Raw genomic sequence first — 22,693 nt, 5'->3', positions numbered from 1 at the left:
AGGATTTTTCGGGAGTGTCGAAGGTGGGTGTCAACGAAGCAATTGGATCCCTGAAGAGGGATGGCCTGCAGGCCTATCATCTTGATGTCAATGGCAGCAAGTTCGCGCCGGGGTTCGACGTCGTGGAATTTTCCGGTGTCGAGGAGGCGGGTGCGCCCACGCACTTCAAGATCAAGCTGACCCATCGGGTCGCCGATCTGCCTATAGAGGATATCCTGACGAAGACGGCGGTCTTTTCAATCCTGCCGCCAACATTGGCTGGCGTGACGCTGCCAGCGGGCCCTGGCCGGCAGTTTCAGGGCGTGATTACAGAGTTCAACCAGCTTTCCAGCAGCAAGGACGAGACGACCTACGAGGCCGTGCTTGAATCGCGCATTGCGCTGCTGAGAAACGTCAAACGCTGCCGTATTTTCCTGGGCCAGACCGATCCCGAGATCATCGAGCAGATATTCCGCGAGCAGGGGTTCGGCGCGGGCACGAGTGACTTTGAATTCACGCTACGCCGCGAGTATCCGAAGCGCGATTTCGTTATGCAATGGCACGAGACGGATCTGCAGTTTTTTTCTCGTCTTGCGCGCCGCTCCGGTATCTGGTTTGTGATTCGCCAGGGCGAATATGGCGAAGTGACGCACTTCGGTGACGACTTCACGCACTACGAGCGCAGTGATGCATTTGTCGCGCCATTCAGGCCAGCTTCAGGTCTCGAGAGTACCGGTGCCGAGTCGGTCGAGAAGTTCGAAACCCGCACGAAGACGATCGCTCAAGCGGTCACAGTACGCCACTACAACCACCGCAAGGCGCCGCAGCCTATCGATGGCGAAGCCAACGCCGCGCCGGATGACAAGACCACGTGGGGCACGCCGGACGTATGGGCAGCCGGGCACCTGAGCGACGATCAAGCCGGGTGGGAAGCCCAGTTGCGGCACGAGGCACTGCTCTGCGAAAAGATCGTCTATACCGGCGAGGGGAATGTGCTGTGTGTCGCGCCCGGCCGCGTTTTCCGCTTTACCAACCGGGTGCTGCCGGAGGCCGAGTACGGTCAGTTGATCACGCGCGTTGAACATGGTGGATCGCGCGATAAGGCCTATCACAATATCTATACGGCGATCCCGTCGCACGTGATCTACCGTATGCCGCTGCTCGAGGAAACCTGGCCCAAAATCCACGGCACCGTCAGCGGACGTATCACATCTCCGAACCGCTATAAATACAGCTACGTCAACAAGGACGGCCACTATATGGTCGCCTTCGATTTCGATCGCGATGAGCGTGCGGGCGGCTTGACGAGTTGCTGGATGCGTATCGCGAAGTCCTTTGCTGGTCCGCGGACCACCGGGAATCATTACCCGCTGCTTGACGGTTCGGGCGTCGAAGTTGGCTTCGAAAACGGCAATCCAGATTTTCCGTTTATCGCTCACGTGATGCACGACAGCGTGAATCCGGATGTGATCACGAGCGACGATCGATGGATGACGCGCAATGTCATTCACACGCAGTCGAATAATACCCTTCAGATGGAAGACTTTGAAGGGGAAGAGCACATCAAGCTTGCAACCGAAGGTGGTGGCAAAAGCCAGCTTAACCTCGGCAACATGGTCAACGCCAGCCGTGAGAAGCGCGGAAGCGGGGCTGAATTGCGCAGCGATGACCATGTGGCTGTTCGCGGCGGTAAGGGCGTATTCGTTTCTGCTGACAACCAGCCAATGGCTTCGTGCACGCAACTCGAAATGCGTGCTGCAGAAGAATTGCTTCAACAAGCCGTTGATCAGATGCAAATCGTTTCGGATGCGGCCAAAACTGCTAACGCGTATGCGGCGGAAGTCGAAAAGCAGCGCGACCTGCTGAACGAAACACTCAAGGGGCTCAAGCAAGCTGGTGTCCTGCTAAGCGCACCTGCCGGTATGGGCCTTGTCTCCGGCGACCATCTCCAAGTTAGCGCCTCCAAAAACCTTATCGCAACAGCCGGTGGTAACGCAGACATCGGCATCTTGCGAAAGCTGACAGTGGCCGTCGGCGACGCCATATCACTTTTTGCCCAGAAACTCGGAATCAAAATCTTCGCTTCTCAGGGCAAGGTTGAAATCCAGGCACAGGGCGACGAAATGTCCCTTGGTTCGCTCAAAGATCTCACCGTCACTAGCACGAATGGCCGAGTGATCATATCTGCATCCAAGGAGGTCTGGATCGGTTCCGGTGGATCGTATATCAAGATTACCGGTAACGGCATCGAGAACGTATCGCCGGGTGACATTCTCGAGCGTTGCGCGTTCTGGGATACGGTGGAACCGGCCTCGGAAACTATGCCTTTGCCACAGTTCCCACGGACGACCTGCAAGAGCTGCCTCATCGATGCGATGCGCCAAGGTTCGCCTGGCGTCTACACCAGCTAGGAGCATCAAGTGTATCGCTATATTCTGCTCGATTCGAGCCAGCATATGCGCTTTTCCAGCCGACTTGACCGACTGGGAGCGCAGTATATCTCTCTGTTTGATGGGCATCCGGAAGAGCCGTTCCGCGACATTGCACCGCTTCTGATCGACGTGACGGTCGACGGTGACGTCACACGATCAGTAATTGACGAAACGACCCGAATCGGCCTCCTTAAGCCCTGCGTGAGCACCTTGGATTCGACGAAATCTCTCCATGAGCTCGGCGAGCATCTCCGGAAATTTCATCTGTTCGAAATGCCAGGCGGCAAATTGATAGTGATGCGCTGGTATGACACTCGCATTCTTCCGGCGGTTATGAGCGTTCTGAATCCTCAACAGGCAGCAACGTTCTCCGACGGTATTACGGCATGGAAGATTTATAACCGGTTCGGCCTCGTTGAGGAGCAGCAACTACCAAATTGCAGCGACTTGAGGTCTCGCGAACCTATTCCGCTCACGCTTGACTTTGCACAGGAGCAAACACTATTCGACGCAGCGGAGCCTGACAAATTGATCCACGAGCTTCGGCGCAACATCAGGGCAGAGATCGATCGTGTACCGCGCGATATCTTGCATCCATTCATCAGCAGTCAGTGGCAGAGAGCACGGGAATGTGGGATAACGGATAGGGATGACCAGCTTCAACTGATGATTCTCGCCCTTTCCACTTCAGGCAACTACGTTGAGTATTCGGGCATCGCAGATCGCCTGAAGGCAGGTTTCGCCAACAGTCAGGAACCTTTCCAACAATGGATAGAGACACTTCCGGCGGAAGCCTGGACCGCAGGGCAGCCCCTTTGGGCGATAGACGCCAAGGCCCAAGAAAACTCCAACGGCCGGAGCGCAAGCGAAGCATCGCACCGACTCTAGCAAAATCGGTTAAAAGAGCCCTCGCGATGCTTGCTTATGTTGGCGCTGCTACGGTGGTCAGCTTCGTCGTGCTCAACGTGCTCGTTGTATCCGGTATCGATGGAGCCTACCGCCGCATATGCACGGACGGTGACATGAGTGCGGGGATAGTTCTCTTCCTCGCGCTAGCTCTCGTTGCTACCGTGCCAATATCAGGTCTGACGGGTTGTGCAATTGCGTCTCTGAGGCCACGAATGACATGGAAACGACTGGGCTACGGCGTAGGATCAATAGTGATATCGATCGGAGTGGTGTATTTGACGAGCTACGTTGGGGCGGTCCTAACCCAAGCGCAACAGCGATCCTGTGTATCGAAGTGGACACTTGTTGTTCCAGTCGACAGGAACCGCCTTGCGACTTAGGAATTTTGAACTCCAAGATCTATGGAAATGGTAATGCTGTGACTCGATAGGTTTGGCTGTAGTTTCGCCAACCCCGAATACGACATCTTGGAAATTGAACTGAGGGAAATCAAAACGATGACTTTGTTGCGAGTGGCCGCAAAAATTTTCGCATTGATTATGTTTTCTATTGCACTAGCCAGTTGCGAGGAAAAAAGCGACGCGATGGGGCTAGATGTGACTGGTTATAACCACACTGACAAAGATATCGGATTCTATTCCGTTAATGGACAAGGTGGCTCCTTCGTTGCCAGGCATGGTCAAGGCGGATCTGCATGCTGTGTTTCTATTCCTGAAAAATATGTACCGGGGATGATGGTAACCCTCAGATGGGGCGGAGAGGAAATCGGAAAGGAACAGAAGAGAGTGGTATCTGTTCCACCCTACACAGCCGATACTGCAGGTCATATCGCAGTACATTTTCTGAAGAATGGTGATATAGAGGTTTTCGTAACAATGTACTACCCTGAAAACCCTAACTATCCTCTAAAAGGCAGCGCGGCAAAGTTGTAAACCGACTACAAGGATTGCACGATGACATCTGCGGTAATTCCCGATCCAATGCCTGAAGAGGGCTACCGAAAGCTCTCACCGCAAGAAATGATGCGACGACAACGGGCGCTGACTTGTATCCGAAGCAGAGAGACGGCGCAATGTCAGGGACAGGTCTATGTAACGCTATTTTTTGATGGGACAGGCAACAATAAAGATGACAAAGAGGGCGGTAGCAAAACTCAGAAGGAGCGCTGGAAGCATAGCAACGTTGCTAGGCTGTTCGATGCAGCGATGGCCGACAATCCAAATGGGTTTTTTCCCTACTACATCGCTGGCGTGGGTACCCCATTTCCAGACGTCGACGATACAGACGGTGGCAAGACGCTCGGCGCGCCTCTAGGATTAGGTTCCGGTCACATGGGGGCCGACCGAATCAATTGGGCAATAACAAGAGTCTATAACGCGGTTCATCACTACCTGACCGGATCAGATCTTTTCAGAGGCACAAGCGCAAAGACGATTGTCAGGAACATGAGCTCCTCCGTCGGTGCGCTTTCATTTGAAGCGGCCTACCGGAAGATGGTCCTGCAGACATGGGAAAAGAAGCTGGCGGCAGTCGCACAAAGCAGTCAGCGCAAGGTGACCCAAATCAACTTGGCCGTCTTCGGATTCTCACGTGGATCGGCTGAAGCAAGAGCGTTTGCCAACTGGTTCACCGACATCGTTAAGCAGAATGATGGTGGGTTTGAGCTGGCTGGTATATCTGTACGTTTCTATTTTCTTGGAATTTTTGACACCGTTGCTTCAGTTGGAGCGCCCAATCTCGTTTCGGGTTGGGATGGTCATATGGCGTGGGCCGATGGGGTGATGGCCATCCCGGCTACCGTCGAACAATGCATTCACTATGTAGCACTTCACGAGCAACGCGCATGTTTTCCGGCGGAGGCGGCGAGCAACGTCAAACAGATAGTTTACCCCGGCATGCATTCCGACGTGGGTGGTGGATACTTGCCAACGGAACAGGGAAAGCTTGCTCAATGTTCGCAGATTCCTTTGAATGACATGCACTTCGAGGCGATACGTGCTGGCGTGCCATTAATGTCGATCGATGAGATCAATTCACATGGTGACTTGAAGACGGCTTTCCATATTCCTAAGGAACTCACTGCTGCGTATAACCAATTCTGGACGGCCTGCGGACTTGCATCAGGTGGAAGACTTCGCGATATCGTACGCCAACACACCCACCAATATGTCCAATGGCGGGGCGGGATGCTTGTAGCTGGAAAGGGGCTGTCAACGCGCCGCTTCTTCAGGGATTCTAGCGACGTAGACCGTGGGCAGTTGCGCAAAGCGGAGGATGATCTGGAGGGTCAGGTTAAGAGACTACGCTTGCAAATTGATGCGGAGAATATTCCGCAGAGTCAGATTGATAATACCGGACTCGTTGGCTTGTACGGTGATACCCCGAAGGTAAAGCCAGTCGATACGGTGACTCGCAGTTTGCTCGCGGAACTCGACAAGCATGCGACCTTGCCTCAGGCCGTAAGTGACTTTTTTGACGACTATGTCCACGATTCTCGGGCTGGTTTTACTTCTATTCCGATTTCCAAGCTTGAACCATCGGACATTACTGGTGGCTACCTTAGATACAGAAATATTTACCAGAACGAGCGTCGGGCAGCTAATGTCGCATCGATACCACAGCAGTCTTCGTCTGTTGCCGATTTGGATGCCGACAATCAGACGATGGTGGCCTGATCACTTTGCGAGGCAATTTCGTTGCTATGAAAAATTTCATACGACTTGGAGATAGCACTGATCATGGCGGGAAAGTGATCACTGCGTCAAAGAAGGTACGCATGCGCGGTCGATTCGTCGCTAGAAAGGGCGATGAAGTCACATGCCCGAAGCATCCTGATGTCCGTCCCAATCTGATAACGGAAGGGGATATCAAGGCAAACGACAATGGAATCCCACTTGCGAGGGATGGCCATCACGCGATGTGCGGCTGTCGTCTGATATCTAGTTTGGGCTGAAGATGCCGATTGAGCTACCACCGTCGCGCGACGACCAGACGTCACCGGCACCACCCAATGTATTTATTTGGGGAGGTGTCGGTGTGCTGCTCGCCGCACTTGGAATGGCACTGTCGATTGCGACGTGGCCCCATGGGAAATCAACTTCAGATCCGTGGTTTTGGGTTCGGTCGGTTGTGCTTCCTGCGATGTTCGCCGGCTTTGTGTTCGGTCTAAGGTGGCTCTTCTACGGCCAGCAAGTCTCGTTGCATGAGGCAGACGAGGAAACCGACGCGAGAGATCGTGCGGAGGCGATCAGGTTCGGCCGAGAACATCTCGCCATTATTGGGCTGGATTACCTGACGGCCATGGGAAACGGGAACGTTAGCGCGCGTATCGTTGGAGGTGAGCGGGCACTCCGATCGCAGCAGTCACCGACAACAGGCACAACGCTGCGTCGAACTCAACTGGATATTCTCGATGGTACAGACGGCATCGCGCGGTTTAACTTATGTCTGACTGAGGTGATGCGCGGTATTCGCAGCGTTATACAGGCCGCGCCATCGAATATACCGCTCGACGTGTATATCCAAATACCCGGGTCTATTTCCGACGACGAAGTTTTATCGGCGTGGCAGGCGTGCACGAAGGCGGTCGGGGTCACTCTGGCTGAGCCGCTTCGCCTTACGAAAGAAGACGGCTTGATGACCATTGATGAATGGCTCGATATTCGAGGTGGCCCTTTGCTAGAGAAGCTCGCACTTTTCGTCGCGGTGCAAGCCTCAGGCGAGGCCGCGCCAGGCAATTCAGAAGCCGCTGCTGCGATGGTGATGGCGTGGTCATCACTTGCTGAGCGTATGCATCTGGATGTGGTCGCGAAGCTGCACAGACCGGTGGATGTGCTGGAAGAACTGGCAGTTGATGACATGTCTAAGACCTTGCTTTGGGGAAATACTGAGGCGAAGGAGGTTCTTGATATGTGGCAGGCGGGCCTCTCCGAGGCTGACGATGACGTTCTGTCAAAAGCGACATCCGATCTTGGGCTGGCGCTGGTGGAAGCAGATGAGCCGGCCGGGGTCCACGATATAGATGCGGCATTGGGGAATACCGGTGAAGCTGCAGGGTGGCTCGCCATTGCACTCGCAGCTGAACGGGCGAGCGAGGCTGGAACGCCGCAGCTTGTCTGCACTCGACAGGGCACTATTCGCATGGCGGTTGTTCGACCGGCGGAGAAAGCAAATCAAGCGGAACGGACGGGATGAAGAACAAGAAGGTATTGGGATACTGGATTGTCGTTGGAACGATGACAATTGGGCTGGCTGTGACCGCCCTATTTAAGGGCGAGTCGATCAATCCCTCGTCGGCCGTCCGTGTGCTTGCTGTATTGCTTGCCGGTGCAGTTTTACTCTTGATTCAAAGCGCACTTGCATGGGCATGGCGACTGTTTTCCAAGCTTGCACCGACGAGGAACCCGGATCGATATGCTCGCGATCCGGCTGCTCGCGTGGTGTCGACGGAAAATCGGGATTGGGAATTGGAACTTGCGCAGGAATTGCGTACCCGCTATGGCTGGAAATGGCGCTACTTCCTGCCGTGGGTGCTCGTCTCTGGTGATGACCGGCTCGTTACGGGTCAGCTACCAGTCCTGGCAAAGAAGCAGTGGTGTGCGACCAATGATGTCGTTCTTCTTTGGGCGCCGCGAAACAAAAGTGGTTTGCCGGACGAAGCTTGGTTACTAAAGCTGCGTAAGCTTCGCGGACGCAGGCCGGTTGATGCCATAGCGTTTGTCATCGACGGAAGGAGTGATCCGTCCGCGTTGGCTCGGCGTACTGCGTCGCTTGGGTCATTGTTTTTTGGCATCTCGCGCATGCTGCGCTTTTCTGCACCCGTCTACCTGGTTGCCGATTCTGGCATCAATGCAATGGACAAAGAGGCCGTCGACCCGGTCGGTTGCCTTCTCCCAAGAAAATACGATGACGGGGCAACTGCGGATGCTTTAAGGTCTCTGAGCAACAATCTGGCTATTACCGGGACAAAGCGCCTGGTCGAAGACCGGCGACTCCATTACCTCGCTGGGCTGTCAGTTCAGATTGAGCACCGTTGCAAGGCGCTAACCGATCTGATGACGGCGTTGTCGACTTCAGTCCGAAGCTCACTGAACATTCGCGGGTTGTGGTTTTTGCCTGCGGCTGCGGGACAGGTCACAGCAGATCCAGAGGCAAACGGTTTGTCCAGGCTCTGGGGGGAAATCGGTAAGTGCGGAATCAAAAGCGGTGGTCGCCGTACGGGTTGGCATCCTAGCTCAATATTCGCTTCGGTGGTCACCACTCTAGCTTGCGTTTGGATTGCTGGCATGTTCATTTCTGGTGGGTCAAACACGCATGAGCTTGTCTACGCAAATCAGCTTGCTCGACAACAGGTATCGGCTCCTGACAGCAGATCCGGGCTGCACACACTCCTCGATACCCAGCAAAACATCGAGCGCTTCGAATACCGTGCATCATCAGGCGCGCCGTGGTATTCGCGTTTCGGCTTGAACCGCGACAGGGAGATTCTTGCTGGGCTTTGGAACGCCTATACCCCTGCAAGTCGACGTCTCCTCGTTTCACCGACGCAGCAGGGTCTTGAATCCTCGTTGGGAAATGTAGCCGCGATGCGTACGGATGTTTCTGATGACGCAACGAGCAAGCAGGCGCTGGCCGGGCACAAGACACTTCGGACCTACCTGATGCTGGCCGAACCGAAGCGCGCCGATGCGAAGGACATGGTGCCCGAACTCACGTGGAACTGGATCACGAACGCCAGCCTGACCGTCGGCGAACGGCTGGATCTGGCACACCAGTTTTTCCCGTTCTTCGCACAACATCTCGCGGCGCATCCGGAATGGGCGATCCAACCCCGTACCGATCTCGTGAACAACACGCGACAGGTTCTCCTCGCGCTGATCGGCACGCGCAACTCGACGGATACTATCTATCACTCGATCCTCGACACGGCTACCGGCAAGTACGGCGATCAGACGTTGGCCACGCTGCTGGCCGGAACCGACGCACGGGGTCTGTTCCGCACGAGCGCCACAGTCCCCGGTGTCTACACGCGGCAGGCCTGGGATGGCCAGATTTCGCAGGCTATCGACGAAGCAGCCCAACGTCAGAACGTGACGACCGACTGGGTGCTGAACGCTACCGCGAACAACCAGCCGACGCAGTCAGTCGAAGAGCTTCGCAAGGCGCTGCGCGACATGTACTTCGATGAATACGCGCGCCAGTGGCAGGCGTTTGCCAATTCGATCCAGTGGGTAAGCGCGCCCACGTTGCCCGCTATCGCCGAGCAGCTACGCCTTTTCGCGGACTCCCGCCAGTCTCCGATGATCGCACTGATGAAGGCGCTCGACTATCAGGGACGCGCTGGGGAGAATATCGCATCGCTTTCCGATAACCTCGTAGCGAAGGCGCAGAGCCTGATCGGCAATCATGCGGTTGCGGGGGCGGTTGAAGGCGCTGCGCAAGCGATTATCCCGCCGGAGCCGCTGGATGCCGCCTTCGGGCCGGTCCTGCGTCTCGTGAGCGCCGGCCAGCAACAAGGCAAGGCTGCCGACTCGAATATCAGTCTGCAGCGCTATCTTGACACCATAACTTCGCTGCGCCTGAAGATCGAGGCAATGACCAACAGCGGCAGCATGGACGATCAGGCCCGTCGGGTTGCACAGTCGCAGTTCCAGGGCAAAAGCTCCGAGCTGTCCGACACTCGCACCTACGCCAGCCTCGTGGCGGCGAGCCTTGGCGAGCAATGGTCCGGGCTCGGGGAATCGCTCTTTCTGCGTCCCGTTGACCAGTCCATGCAGGCCGTCATGCAACCGGCGCAGGCAAGCCTGAATGATGCATGGCGGCAGACGATCGTCGAGCCGTGGACGCGTGCATTCCAGGGACGCTATCCATTCGCGTCGAGCGACGACGATGCCTCGTTCCCGGAACTCGTGCGCTTCCTGCGCGATCAGACGGGCCTTGTTCCGGCGTTTGTCAACCAGCAACTCGCAGGTGCGCTCGAGCTGCATGGCGATCGCTGGGTTCCAGGCAGTGCTGGCGCAGGACTTCGCTTCGATCCGGCCTTCCTGAAGGCGATCAATGTGCTGCAGGGGATCGCATCCCACATGCTTGCGTCGGGCGCCGCACAGTACCGCTTCGACTTGATGCCGCAGCCGAGCGCGGATGTGACGCAAACGCAGTTCACGGTCGACGGACAGACGCTGAAATACCTGAACACGGCCGATCGCTGGCAGCCGTTCGTGTGGCCTGGCAATGACCTGCTCGTGACCGGCACTCGCCTTGAGTGGCAGACCGTCCAGTCGGGGCTCAACAAGGGTTTCGAGAAGCAGGGGCGCTGGGCTTTCGTGCGCATGCTGGCGTCTGCCAATGTCGAACCGCTCTCGGATACGCGATACAAGCTGACGTGGATCGCCATTCCCGGCCCGGTGCCAACCACCGTGGCGGCTGCAGCCGTTGCATCGAATCCGGCGACAGCGTCAGCGCCTACGATGGCGAGCGACCCGACGACGCTGACGGCGAAGGCGCCTGAGACTGCGGTGCCGAAGAGTGTGACGCATCCGCTTACCTGGGTGATGCGCACCGATGCGGGCAGGGGGCCGCTGGAACTGCTCGCGCTGCGCGGCTTTGTGATGCCGACGAGAATCTTCGCGCCGGCGGCCGCGCCGGGCCCAGCTCGCATGCAGAACGCGGGTCCGCCGCCTCTGCCAGCATCAGCGGTTGCAGCTGCCCGTCACGCGGCGATTTCACTTCCCCACGGCGCGGTGCCTGATAGCGAATGACACCGCGCATAACCCTGTTTGCCAATTTCATCAGCTCGGCCATGAAGTGACTGTGCTCGATCCGGTGCGAGCTATCGCTGTTCTGTAAAAAATACCCCAGGAATACCAGATGGATGACGATTCCACGCTGCGCTATTACGAATCCGAGATGCGCTATCTGACCGAAGCCGGTCGCGAGTTCGCGAAAGCCAATCCGGACCGCGCACGTATGCTCAATCTCGATCGTGTGGGTGAGCGCGATCCCTACGTCGAGCGGCTCTTCGAAGGCTTCGCATTTCTGGTCGGGCGCCTGCGCCAGAAGCTCGACGACGAACTGCCGGAGATCACCGAGGCGCTGGTGAGCCTGCTCTGGCCGCACTATCTGCGCATGCTCCCCTCGCTCTCTATCCTTGAACTTGTTCCAGACTTCGGCACGCTGCAAAAACGCGAGACGATTCCCGCTGATATCGAGGTACGCTCCGATCCGATCGGCCCGGAAGGCACTCGCTGCACGTATCGCACGACATGGCCAGTGGACCTCCTGCCTCTGCATCTAAAGGCGGCCAGTGCCGGCATGCGGGAAGACGGACGCTCGACCATTCGCCTGACGTTCCAGATCGAAGCCCAGTCGCGACAGAATACGCTGAGCGTTCCTTACCTGCGGCTCTATCTGAACGCAGACCGGCCGGTAGCCATGGCCCTGCATCTCGCGCTGACCCGCCATGTCGACGATATCGTGCTGCGACTGCGTGATGGGCACAATGAAGTGCGCGATGGCGAGCCGCGTTCGCTGCCGGACGCGTACTTCGCAACTGCGGGATTCTCGGCCGAAGAACGCCTGTGGCCCAAGGCCGATAATTCCTTCGGCGGCTACCAGTTACTCCTTGAATATTTCAGCTTTCCCGAGAAGTTCCTTTTCATTGACCTTCACGGCATCGATCTCGCCGCGCTCGCGCCGAGCGTGACCGAGTTCGAGGTCGAGGTGGTCTTGAACCAGACCTATCCGTCCGATCTGCGCTTCTCGGAAAAGAACATCCGCTTGTTCTGCACCCCGATCATCAACCTGTTCCGCATGGATGCCGAGCCGATCCGCGTCGATCATCACGCGACGTCCTATGTTGTGCGGCCACGGCTGCGCCACGGTGAACATGTTGAAACGTACTCGGTCGATGGGGTGGACGCGCACGATCATGCAAGCGGCGACCGCGTCGAGTACGTGCCGTTTTCAAGTTTCAAGCACCGTGGCGGCATGCTGCGGCACGAGGCACCTGAGCGTTACTACCACGCGCGTGTCCAGCAAGGCGTGAAAGGGCTCTACGAAACCTGGCTGGTGCTTGGCGGCCATGCTTGGGAAAACGCCGAGGCGCTGCCGCGCGAAACGCTGTCGCTACGCGTTACGGGTACGAACGGCATGCTTCCTCGCAAGGGTTTGCGTGAGGCCGGCATCAACGAGATGGGCAAGGGGATATCGAACGTCGTATGCGTTCGCAATCTCGTGTCGCCCACGCTGCCATTGCACCCTCCGACGGGCGACCGCTATCAGTGGCGCATTCTTTCCCATCTCGCCCCGAACTACCTGTCGCAACTCGACGCGGAAATTCTGCGTGGCACGCTGGCGTTATACGACTGGACCAACGGCGAGATGAACCGGCGGCGCCTCGACGGCATCCAGAAGGTCACTCGCAAGGGCCAGCGCAAGGTTATGAAGGGCGCCGTCGAGCGGGGCACGCAGATCGAGGTGACGCTCGACAGCCACGCGTTTGCTGGCGAGGGCGACATGATGCTGTTCGGCGAGATGCTGCACCGGTTTTTTGAGCTTTATGCCGACGTGAATCATTTCACGCAGCTCGTGATCGTGAGCCTCCCGACCCAGGAGCGCATCGAATGGCCCGCCAGCAAGTCGGACAGGTCGCCGTTATGAAGGAGATGGATGGCATGCGAAGCCGCCGGTACAAGCTCGCGCCGTTCGTGCGCGCCCTGCTGGCCGCGGCGCCGCAGACGAATGTGTTCCAGCTGCTTCGCCTGCTTGAACTGCAGGCGCCGGACAAACCGGGCTTCGGTACGCTGGACACGCCAGAGCATGAGCCGGTGCGCTTCCGGCCGCATGCGCGGGTTGGGTTCCCGGGCTCCGAAATCGCGGGCGTGGCGTTCGATGAAGAGGATGAAGACACACCGCCGTTCGTACAGACAACTTTCCTTGGCCTCTATGGCGTGGATGCGGCGATGCCGCCGCACCTGATCGACGACATCGTGCTGCGCAAAGAAGGGCACGAGAAGGTGACTGCCTTTCTCGACATCTTCAACCATCGCATCGTCACGCTGCTCTATCGCGCCTGGCTCAAGCATCACTATCCGGTCAACTTCCGCGCGGGTGGCACGGACGAGATCTCGCAGTACCTCCTGTCTCTCGCCGGTATGGGTATCGGCGATCCAGCCGGGAAATCCGGGCTGGCGCCGTCGCGACTGCTGGCGCTCGTTGGGCTCTTTATGCAGCGCACGCGGCCGGCCGAAGGCGTGGCAGGCGTTGTAGCGCATCTACTCGATGGCGCGAAGGTTACGGTGCGCGAGTTCTACCCTCAGTGGACGCCAGCCGGGCTGCAACAGGGGCTGACTGCGGGACGGCGGGCGCGTCGGGCCAACGGGGCCGCCTTGAGTGGGCTCGGTGATGGTCACGTGCTCGGCTCGCGCGTACTGGATCGCTCGCAGGCGATTCTCGTGACGATCCGACCGCTCGACACCGCGCAGGCGCACAGGCTACTACCGGGCGAGGTGCTCCATGAAGATCTGATGCGCCTGGTTGGCCTCTATCTCGGCAACAAGTCCGACGCGATTTTTCGCATGGAGATTCCTGCAAGCGCTGCGCCTACGCTCGCCCTGACGGGCGGCGCTGCGCCATCGGTCGGACATCGGCCGCGTCTGACGTGGACGGCACTGCTGACGCCTGCGGCAAACCAGACGGTGAAGATCAATCTGGGGCGATACAACTCGCTCAATTTTTGAAGATTGAAAAGGATACCAAAATGTATCGTTTGATAAAAATTCTCGCATTTTTTGCAGTTCTCGCCTTATCGAGTGCGTTGCTTGTCCATCGCAATGCAGCAGCCGATGACACCATGGGACTTGACGTCGTGGGCTACAACCATACCGATCACGATATTGGCGGATTTTCGGTTAACGGAGAAGCTGGCTCCTATCTCGGCAAACACGAGGGAGGCGGAGGATTCACCTGCTGCGTATCCTTGCCTGCGAAATACGCCTCCGGTATGACTGTCTCGGTGAGATGGACCGATGAATACAACAAAAACTCTCAAAGTCGTGCTGTAACTGTCCCGCCATTCGGACCTAAAGACACGGGTGTATTTGCAGTTCACTTTCTGCGCAATGGCGAAATCAAGGTTTTTGTCACAGACCTCGTTTATATAACCAACCCTGACTACCCGCTGAAAGGCGATGAAGCCAGAATGTAGAAGCAAAAAGGACGATAATAATGTCTTACACGCTCACAATTCCAGAGCCACTCCCGGACGATGGCTATCGCAAACTTTCGCCACGCGATTTGGCGCAAAGATCTGCCGCGATGGATTGCATACACAAGCAGGAGGCGGGACATTGTCAAGGTCAAGTTTACGCCACCGTATTTTTCGATGGTACAGGTAACAATCAAGAATGGATTGAGCCGAAAACTACCGGGAATCAGCAGGCGCGCCACAAGCACAGCAATGTTGCTCGACTCTACAATGCACGAATCGACAAATCTGATGAAGGATTCTTCTCTTTCTATATTCCTGGTGTGGGCACTCCGTTTAAAAAGATTGGTGACTACAACCAAAGCGGGAACACGCTTGGCAAGGGTGCGGGCTACATGGGGGCAGATCGGATTAATTGGGGAATTTCGCAAATCTTCAATTCCATACATGCGTATGCCACTGACGGCCACGTGCTGCTCACCGATGATAACGCCAAGCAACTCGTCAACTCCATCAGCTCCAGCACGAATTTGGATCCGAGAGGACTGATGGGGCTGGGCGACCCCCCTTCCATTATGATCGCCCTCGGGGCCGAATTAGGGAAAATGCTCGCGGACATGGCAGTGGAAAAGCAACGCCGTATTGCAGCCCTGCGTCAATGGGAGGAAAAACTGGTGGCTGTATTGAAAAGCAACAAATGCAAACGCAGAGTCACATCGGTTAACGTCGCGGTATTCGGTTTCTCACGTGGATCGGCGGAAGCTCGCGCTTTTTCGAACTGGTTGAACGAACTGCTCAAGCAGGACGACGGTGGGTACTACACACTGGCGGGAGTTCCGCTGCGCTTTTATTTCATGGGTCTCTTCGATACTGTTGCGTCAGTTGGTGTCCCGAACATGATACCTGGTGTTAATGGCCATATGGCTTGGGCCGACGGCACACAATCTATTCCTTCAATAGTGGAAAAGTGCTTCCACTTCGTTGCATTGCACGAGCAGAGAGCATGCTTTCCTCTCGAAATGGCGGACAACGTACACCAGGTGGCATATCCTGGGATGCATTCAGATGTGGGCGGTGGATACCTTCCAACGGAACAGGGAAAATCCGGACAAATGTCCCAGATTCCGTTGAATGACATGTATTACGAGGCCGTCAAGGCGGGGGTCCCGCTGTTGTCTCGCGACGAAATTAACAACAGTCCTGCGCAGAAGGACGCATTCGAGATTCCAGCTAGGTTGCTCTCAGATTATAAGGCGTACTGGAAAGATTGTCACATCGCCTCGAACGCATCAGGTCAAGGCGGCGTAATGAACATGATTCATCAGCACACGCGTCAATACCTGCAGTGGCGCAAAGCGTTGCCGACAAAAGTAGATCTACAATACCGGGAGTTTTTTATTTCAGCAGAAGGCCCGGAGAGGGACCAATTGAAAGAGGCGCAGGATAGTCTGGTCGAGCAGGTAAGTGCCATTCGCACCAGCTTGCAATCGCCGCTTAGAACCCTAGGAGCTGAAGCCACGCTTGGTATTCTCGTACCCGCTAAGGCAGCAAAGTTCGCATGGGAACATCGTCCGACAAGTGGTGAGGTTCGCGAACTCTTCTCGGCTGTTACTGAAAATACTGATGTACCAAAAGGAGTTGAGAATTTTTTCAACCACTATTTGCACGACTCCCGAGCTGGATTCCGTCTCCCAACGAATATGGAGCCGCAAGACATCACCGGTGGTTATCTGCGTTATCGGAATGTGTATCGGAATAACCACGAGCAGACTGTCGCATCTGCTTCGCACGACGGTACGGCGCCTTTGACCATCGACGTCGCGAAAGACGCGCTGGCCGGAGCTGGGAAAGAGTCCACCGTGTGAAAGGCATTCGTCTTTACTGCGGACATGTTGGATAGCCATTCCATTGCGACTCACTGAATTCATGATTCACGGAGCAAACGTGCGGATCTTTCCCGTAATGGCCATAACGGGCCTGTGTCTTTTCCTGTCGGCGTGCGGCGCGTGGCAATCCGTTTCGGACGGCACCGCGAGCGCGTACAACGCGGTGTTCCACAAATCGGTCAAGACGCTCAATATCGACTTGAACGCGCGCTCGGCGCTAAACAATACCTCGGGAACCCAGCCGTTTTCGGTTGCCGTAAGGATCTACCAGCTCAGGGACTGGAAGAGCCTGGATGCTGCGTCGTACTACGATCTTCTGGACAACGATCGAACGGTGCTTGGCCACGATCTTCAGGACATGGCCAGCGTCATCGTGACGCCGGGTGGCGCGGTGAATGTGACGCAGCCGATGAAGGCCGATACGCAGTATGTCGCGGTGGTGGCTTTTTTCCGCGATCCGGCTGGCGGCACCACCTGGCGGCGTGTGTTCCCGAAGAAAAGCCTGTCGGCGGATGACCCGCTGAAGCTCGAACTTGTCGGCAACGATCTCGTTGTCGCGGGCGACACACAAAAGACGCGGCCCGCACCGTGAGGGTCGCGAATCTGTTCTGTGAGCGGGACTTGCCGACGGAGTATCAGTTCATGGCGCTCACAGCACCACCGTCCGCGCCCCGTTGATAAACACGCGATGCTCCAGCACGGCCTTGAGCGCCCGCGCGAGCGTCACGCATTCCAGATCGCGCCCGACCGCGAGCAGCCGCTGCGGCCCATACGAGTGATCGACGCGTTGAACTTCCTGCTCGATGATCGGGCCTTCGTCGAGATCGGCGGTCACGAAATGCGCGGTCGCGCCTATCAGCTTCACGCCGCGAGCATGCGCCTGGTGATAAGGCCGCGCGCCCTTGAAGCCGGGCAGGAACGAGTGGTGGATATTGATCGCGCGGCCCGCGAGCTTCGCGCTGGTGGCGTCCGACAAAATCTGCATATAGCGCGCGAGCACGACCAGTTCCGCGCCGCTCGTGTCGACCAGATCCAGCAACCTCGCTTCCTGCTGCTCGCGCGTTTGCGCGGTCACGGGCAGATGATGAAACGGCAGCCGATGCTGCTGCGCAATAGTTTCGAAGTCCGGATGATTCGAGGCGATGCCCGCAATCTCCATCCCCAGCTCACCCACGCGCCAGCGAAACAGCAGATCGTTCAGGCAGTGTTCGAGCTTCGAAACGAGGATCAGCACCTTGGGCCGCCGACGCAGATCGTGGATCGCCCAGTCCATGCCGTGCGCGCGTCCGATAGGCGCGAAATCGTCGCGCAATGCAGCGATATCCCATGACGCTTGCGCGCCGTCCTGCGTGACTTCGTGGAAGACGCAGCGCAGGAAAAAGCGCGTTCCTTCGGCGTCGTCGAAAACGGTCAGTTCGTCGATATAGCAGCGATGGCGGTCGAGAAAGGCAGCCACGGCGGCCACCTGACCGGCCGCGCTCGGGCAGGAAAGAGTGAGGGCATAACCGTGCGGACTAACGGGCGTAGCAGCAGGGACAGACGCGGACATGCAAGTCTCCAGGTGTCATCGGGGCCGCGCGGCGCGGGGGATGACATTGGGGCGACCCTGACTGCGCGCGCGGGGATGACTTGCACGGTACGGCACACGCCCGGCAGGCGCATAGAACGATCGCGCTAACTTGCCGGTATGGGTGCGCCACGTCGCAGGGTTAGCCTCGCCGCCGGCCTGCCTGAGCAAGCAGCAATTGATGCAGCGCGCGCATATCCACCGGTTTGACCAGATGGAAATCGATGCCTGCTTCTTTCGAGCGCCGCCGGTCTTCATCCTGTCCCCAGCCGGTCAGCGCGATCAGCAGCACTGCGGCGCTCGCCGGATGCGCGCGGGCGCGTCGTGCGACTTCATAGCCGTCCATGCCCGGCATGCCGATATCGAGCAGCACGACATCGGGCGGCCAGCTATCGAACATGGCGAGCGCCGCCTTGCCGTCACGCACGATGCGAACCTGGGCGCCGAGCAGTTCGAGCAGCACGCCCAGGCTGTCAGCGGCGTCGCGGTTGTCGTCGACGATCAGAATATTGCGGCCGACCAGCGTGTGAGCGGGCAGGGCCGGGCGCTCCCCGGTTTCATCGGCGCGCGCGGCGGCCGCCATCGGCAGGCGCACGACGAATTCGCTGCCGCGTCCCAGGCCGTCGCTGCGCGCCTCGACGCTGCCGCCGTGCAGTTCCACCAGGCTGCGCACCAGCGTGAGGCCGATGCCCAGCCCGCCCTGGGCGCGGCTATAGGTGCGTTCGCCCTGAATGAACAGATCGAATACCTTGGACAGCATCGGCGCGGCAATTCCCATGCCGTTGTCGCGGATCGACACCACGGCGCTGCTGCCGAGGCCGTCGCTTTCGCCGTAGGCCGTGAGCCAGATCTGGCCGCCCGGGTCGGTGTATTTGGCGGCGTTGTTGAGCAGGTTGGCGACCACCTGACACAGCCGCACCGGGTCGGCGTCGAGCACGAGCGGCTCGGGCGGCACGCTCACCGTGAGCCGATGTCCGGCGGCGTCGATCAGCGCGCGGCTGGTCTCGACCGCCTGGCGCAGCACCGAGCCCAGTTCGACCGCTTCCTTGCGCAGCCCGATCTTGCCGCCGGTGATGCGCGAGACCTCCATGAGGTCGTCCACCAGCCGGACCATGTGGTCGAGCTGGCGCTCCAGCATGTCGTGGGTGCGCTGGGCAGCGGCGCTGCCCGCACCGGCGAGGCGCAGTATGTGCAGGCCGTTGCGGATTGGCGCGAGCGGGTTGCGCAGTTCGTGGGCGAGCGTCGCGAGGAATTCGTCCTTGCGGCGGTCGGCTTCGCGTAGCGCCTGTTCGGCGGATTTGAGCTGCGTGACGTCCTGCACCACCACGCACGCACCGATCACGCGCCCCGCGCCGTCGCGCAGCGGCGCGGCGCTCGAACGCATCCAGAGCTGTTCGGCGTGCTCGTCGGTGTAGTGCATTTCGATGCCGGGCATCACCGTTTCGCCGCGCAGCGCGCGCCTGCCGGGCCAGTCGTCGGGCGCGAGCGGATTTCCCTGGGGATCCCAGGCGCGCCAGCGCGCAAGCTGGTCGGCTTGCATCGAAGGGATGCCGCCCGGCAGCCAGCGTTTCATTACGGCGTTGCTCAGGGTCCATTTGCCGGACAGATCCATCACGCCGACGCCCGCCGGCAAGTGCTCGATGATGGTCAGCAGACGTTTTTCGCTGGCGCGCAGGGTGACGTTGGCCTGCTCGCGCTGGCGGGCGAGCCTGACGTGCGCGTCGACGCGCGCGAGCAGTTCGCGCGCCGAAAACGGTTTGACCAGGTAATCGTCGGCGCCTGCCTGCATGCCTTCGATCTGCGCTTGCTCGCCCGCGCGCGCCGACAACAGGATCACGGGAATCGTCCGCGTGCTGGCGTCGTGGCGCAGAGCGCGCAGCAGGGCAAAGCCGTCGAGGCCTGGCATCATCACGTCGGCGAGCAGCAGCGCGGGCGGGGCGCGGCGCACGCTCGCCAGTGCCGCTGCGCCGTCGTTGAGCGTCTCGACGTCGTAGAGCGGGGCGAGCAGGCGCGCGACGTAGCGGCTCATGTCGGCGTTGTCGTCGACCCAGACGATGCGCGGGCGTTGGGGCGCGGGCGAGGCCACCGGAGGGGCGGCGGCGCGCAGCCGGATCGCTTCCGCCGCGCCCGGCAGCAGGGGCGGCGTCGGGAGCTGGGCGTCTTTCCCAGCCGCGCGCTCTGCAAGGGCCAGCCAGCTAATCGCTTCCTCGACGTAGTGGCGCGCGGCGGCCGGCGCGGCGGGCGGCACAGCGGGCGTCGCGGCGGGCGGGGCGTCTTCGTCGCGAGCCGGCTCGATGCGCTCGGCCGCGAGGTGGTCGCGGCCCTTGGGAATGGCCACCGTGAAGGTGCTGCCCTGGCCGGGCGTGCTGTTCACGCTCACCGTGCCCGCGTGCAGCTTGACCAGTTCCAGCACCAGCGCGAGCCCTATGCCGGTGCCCTCGTGGGTGCGGGCGCGCGCACCTTCGATCCGATGAAAGCGCTCGAAGATATGCGGCAACTGCGCTTTGACGATGCCGGTGCCGGTGTCGCGCACCGTCAGCTCGACGCTCAGGCCCGCATCGCGCAGCTTCACTTCGATCTCGCCGTCGAGCGTGAACTTGAAGGCGTTCGAGACAAGGTTGAGGACGATCTTCTCGTACATGTCGCGATCGACGTAGATCGGCTCGGGCAGCGGCGGACAGTCCACCAGCAGGCGCAGGCCGGCGCGCTCGATCGCCGAGCGGAATGCGCTCGCAAGGTCGGTGGTGAGCCGCGCGAGATCGGTCGGCGCAAAGCTCGCGCGCTCGCGGCCCGCCTCGATGCGCGAAAAGTCGAGCAGCGAATTGACGAGTTTTTGCAGGCGCAACGTGTTGCGGTGAAGCATCTCGACGCGCTCGCGCGGCCAGGGTGCTTCGGGCTGCGCGAGCGCGTCTTCGAGCGGGCCGAGCAGCAGCGTGAGCGGCGTGCGGAATTCGTGGCTCACGTTGGAGAAGAAGGCGGTCTTGGCGAGGTCGATTTCGGCCAGCGCTTCGGCGCGGCGGCGCTCCTGCTCGTAGGCGAGCGCGTTGGCGACGGCCGAGCCGGTCTGACCGGCGACCAGGTCGAGAAAGGTGCCATAAGCGCGTTCGAGCGGGCGGCGCGGGCTCACGCCCAGCACGATCAGCCCGCAGATACTGGCGTCGCCGCCCCAGCGCAGCGGCAGCGCGCGCGCGGCGGCACAGACTTCGGGCCACGCGCCGCCGGGCGTTTCGAGGCCGCGCGCAGCCAGATCGACATCGACCGCGCGGCCCGTGCGCAGCACTTCGTCGAGCGGCCACGCAGCGGGATCGTGCGCGGCGCTGGCTTCGTCGAGTCCGGTCGAGGCGAGTTGCTCGAAGCGCGTCTCGCCCGCGTTTGAGCCGCTTGGGCCGCTTGGGCCGCTTGAGCCGCTTGAGCCGCTGTGACAGCGATAGACGATGGCAAACGGTACATCGTGGCGGTTCTGCGCGAGCACGCCGGTCACATGCTTGCAGGCCGCGACGATGCCGGTGGTTTCCGGTGCGCGCACGCCGAGCATGCGCAGCGTCTCCAGCCGCCGCGCGCTGACGACGCGCTCGGTGGTTTCGGTGCACGGGCAGAACACGCCTTCGACGGTGCGCCCGTCTGCTGCGAGAATCGGCCCGTAGGTGAAGGTGACGTAGACCTCTTCGCGCGGCAGGTCGCGATCGAAAAAGTACTGGCCGTCGTTGGACCAGACCGCTTTGCCTTTGCGCGTGACGCCTTCGAGCATCGGGCCGATGGTGGGCCAGATCTCGCTCCAGCACTCGCGGCCCGGCTGGCCGAGCGCGACCGGATGCTTGGCCTTGCCGAGGAAGGGAATGTAGGCGTCGTTGTAAAGAATGCTGTAGTCGCTGCCCCACCAGATCACGATGGGAAAGCGCGAACTCAGGCACAGGCTCAGGGCCGCGCGCAGGCTGGGCGGCCAGTCGGCGGGGCCGCCCAGCGAGGTGCCGGTCCAGTCGAGCGAGCGCACCCGCCGGGCCATCTCGCCGTGGACCGGCAAAAATCCGAATGGGTTGTCCGGCTCAGCGTTGAGCGTTGTCTTGACTTCTGCCATCGAGGGTTCTCGCGGTTTTCAAGAACCCGGTAGCAAAGCTCGCTCCCGCCAGCCAGCACGGGGCAGCCTTGCGGCCAGCGTCAGAAGCCGTGCCGCACCGTGAGGGTCGCGCCGGAATCGTGCGAGTGCAGCACGGCCACGCGCGCCGTGCCGGAGAAGACCCAGTCGTCGACGGTCAGCGACAGCCTGCGCTGCGGCGCAGCGCCAAGCGCCGTGTTCGATGAAGGCAACTGGACGATGGAGATTTGCGGCGCGGTGGACGGGCCGGTTTCGAGGAATTGCGCGGAGGGGCTGGCGCTGGCGAGCGCGGACGCGCTTGTGTCAGAGGCCGCGGCAGGCTTCTTGACGAAGGTATAGGTGTGGCCAAGCTGGGCGCTGTAGAACTGGTCCATCTGCGCGAAGAAGGCTTTGGGCTGGCTGGCCTGTTGTTCCATCTCGTAGTGGAACAGGTAGGCCTGCGGTTCGGGCGCGGGCGCCACCACCTCCACCGGCAACGGCGCGATGTTCGCGACCGTCATCGCTTCGGGCAAATCGTTCGCCGGGCTGCCCGCGAACGCAGCACCGCCAAGCATGAGCAAGACGGCGCCCACCAGCCTTTCGTTCAGGCACGTCATGGGCATGCCTCCGTAAAGAAGGAATCGA

The 22,693-nt window shown here is 59.5% G+C and carries 15 protein-coding genes; 12 read left to right on the top strand and 3 right to left on the bottom strand.

What is annotated here, in order from left to right; translation table 11 throughout:
- Positions 1–23 precede the first annotated feature (23 nt).
- The 12 genes from F4827_RS20900 to tssJ all read left to right on the top strand — a co-directional run bounded on the left by F4827_RS20900 (position 24) and on the right by tssJ (position 17,001).
- A complete protein-coding gene (locus F4827_RS20900) occupies positions 24–2,390 on the top strand; it encodes a type VI secretion system Vgr family protein (RefSeq protein ID WP_183726622.1) in 2,367 nt (788 codons plus the stop codon).
- A 9-nt stretch (positions 2,391–2,399) separates the two neighbouring features.
- Positions 2,400–3,299, top strand: coding sequence for a DUF4123 domain-containing protein (locus tag F4827_RS20895; protein ID WP_183726620.1), 900 nt, complete (start codon positions 2,400–2,402; stop codon positions 3,297–3,299).
- A gap of 488 nt (positions 3,300–3,787) precedes the next feature.
- A complete protein-coding gene (locus F4827_RS20890) occupies positions 3,788–4,252 on the top strand; it encodes a DUF3304 domain-containing protein (RefSeq protein WP_260175339.1) in 465 nt (154 codons plus the stop codon).
- A 21-nt stretch (positions 4,253–4,273) separates the two neighbouring features.
- Positions 4,274–5,995 carry a DUF2235 domain-containing protein gene (locus tag F4827_RS20885; protein WP_183726618.1) on the top strand — a complete coding sequence of 574 codons (1,722 nt, stop codon included), beginning with the start codon at positions 4,274–4,276 and terminating at the stop codon, positions 5,993–5,995.
- A 26-nt stretch (positions 5,996–6,021) separates the two neighbouring features.
- On the top strand, positions 6,022–6,273 hold the full coding sequence (locus F4827_RS20880; RefSeq protein ID WP_183726615.1) for a PAAR domain-containing protein: 252 nt from the start codon (positions 6,022–6,024) through the stop codon (positions 6,271–6,273).
- Positions 6,274–6,356: 83 nt separating this feature from the next.
- Complete coding sequence (locus tag F4827_RS20875) at positions 6,357–7,514, top strand: hypothetical protein (RefSeq protein ID WP_183726613.1); 1,158 nt, start codon at positions 6,357–6,359, stop codon at positions 7,512–7,514.
- Positions 7,511–11,077: an ImcF-related family protein gene (locus F4827_RS20870; protein ID WP_183726611.1), complete on the top strand. Its 3,567-nt coding sequence runs from the start codon at positions 7,511–7,513 to the stop codon at positions 11,075–11,077. The genes F4827_RS20875 and F4827_RS20870 overlap by 4 nt, the downstream gene beginning before the upstream one ends.
- A gap of 109 nt (positions 11,078–11,186) precedes the next feature.
- A complete protein-coding gene (gene tssF / locus F4827_RS20865; protein ID WP_183726609.1) occupies positions 11,187–12,977 on the top strand; it encodes a type VI secretion system baseplate subunit TssF in 1,791 nt (596 codons plus the stop codon).
- Between the two features lie 14 nt (positions 12,978–12,991).
- Complete coding sequence (gene tssG, locus F4827_RS20860) at positions 12,992–14,056, top strand: type VI secretion system baseplate subunit TssG (RefSeq protein ID WP_183726607.1); 1,065 nt, start codon at positions 12,992–12,994, stop codon at positions 14,054–14,056.
- Positions 13,978–14,523: a DUF3304 domain-containing protein gene (locus F4827_RS35850; RefSeq protein ID WP_311674008.1), complete on the top strand. Its 546-nt coding sequence runs from the start codon at positions 13,978–13,980 to the stop codon at positions 14,521–14,523. The genes tssG and F4827_RS35850 overlap by 79 nt, the downstream gene beginning before the upstream one ends.
- Positions 14,524–14,543: 20 nt before the next feature.
- Complete coding sequence (locus tag F4827_RS20850; RefSeq protein WP_183726603.1) at positions 14,544–16,388, top strand: DUF2235 domain-containing protein; 1,845 nt, start codon at positions 14,544–14,546, stop codon at positions 16,386–16,388.
- Between the two features lie 79 nt (positions 16,389–16,467).
- Positions 16,468–17,001 (top strand): type VI secretion system lipoprotein TssJ, encoded by a 534-nt coding sequence (gene tssJ / locus F4827_RS20845; protein ID WP_311674006.1) that lies wholly within the window; start codon positions 16,468–16,470, stop codon positions 16,999–17,001.
- A 57-nt stretch (positions 17,002–17,058) separates the two neighbouring features.
- Here tssJ and purU read toward each other — a convergent pair whose 3' ends face one another.
- The 3 genes from purU to F4827_RS20830 all read right to left on the bottom strand — a co-directional run bounded on the left by purU (position 17,059) and on the right by F4827_RS20830 (position 22,665).
- Positions 17,059–17,958: a formyltetrahydrofolate deformylase gene (gene purU / locus F4827_RS20840; RefSeq protein WP_183726601.1), complete on the bottom strand. Its 900-nt coding sequence runs from the start codon at positions 17,956–17,958 to the stop codon at positions 17,059–17,061.
- 160 nt (positions 17,959–18,118) lie between these two features.
- A complete protein-coding gene (locus tag F4827_RS20835; protein ID WP_260175338.1) occupies positions 18,119–22,051 on the bottom strand; it encodes an ATP-binding protein in 3,933 nt (1,310 codons plus the stop codon).
- A gap of 80 nt (positions 22,052–22,131) precedes the next feature.
- Positions 22,132–22,665 carry a hypothetical protein gene (locus tag F4827_RS20830; protein ID WP_183726599.1) on the bottom strand — a complete coding sequence of 178 codons (534 nt, stop codon included), beginning with the start codon at positions 22,663–22,665 and terminating at the stop codon, positions 22,132–22,134.
- Positions 22,666–22,693 lie beyond the last annotated feature (28 nt).

Origin of the sequence: Paraburkholderia bannensis, from assembly GCF_014200455.1 — a bacterium.
Lineage (GTDB): Bacteria > Pseudomonadota > Gammaproteobacteria > Burkholderiales > Burkholderiaceae > Paraburkholderia > Paraburkholderia bannensis_A.
This window is presented reverse-complemented; position numbering and strand designations above follow the sequence as displayed.

Excerpts from the sequence above, each read along its gene's own strand:
- F4827_RS20885 (WP_183726618.1), top strand. The coding sequence starts at position 4,274 with ATGACATCTGCGGTAATTCCCGATCCAATGCCTGAAGAGGGCTACCGA.
- F4827_RS20880 (WP_183726615.1), top strand. The coding sequence starts at position 6,022 with ATGAAAAATTTCATACGACTTGGAGATAGCACTGATCATGGCGGGAAA.
- F4827_RS20870 (WP_183726611.1), top strand. The coding sequence starts at position 7,511 with ATGAAGAACAAGAAGGTATTGGGATACTGGATTGTCGTTGGAACGATG.
- tssF (WP_183726609.1), top strand. The coding sequence starts at position 11,187 with ATGGATGACGATTCCACGCTGCGCTATTACGAATCCGAGATGCGCTAT.
- tssG (WP_183726607.1), top strand. The coding sequence starts at position 12,992 with ATGCGAAGCCGCCGGTACAAGCTCGCGCCGTTCGTGCGCGCCCTGCTG.
- F4827_RS20850 (WP_183726603.1), top strand. The coding sequence starts at position 14,544 with ATGTCTTACACGCTCACAATTCCAGAGCCACTCCCGGACGATGGCTAT.
- purU (WP_183726601.1), bottom strand. The coding sequence starts at position 17,958 with ATGTCCGCGTCTGTCCCTGCTGCTACGCCCGTTAGTCCGCACGGTTAT.
- F4827_RS20835 (WP_260175338.1), bottom strand. The coding sequence starts at position 22,051 with ATGGCAGAAGTCAAGACAACGCTCAACGCTGAGCCGGACAACCCATTC.
- F4827_RS20830 (WP_183726599.1), bottom strand. The coding sequence starts at position 22,665 with ATGACGTGCCTGAACGAAAGGCTGGTGGGCGCCGTCTTGCTCATGCTT.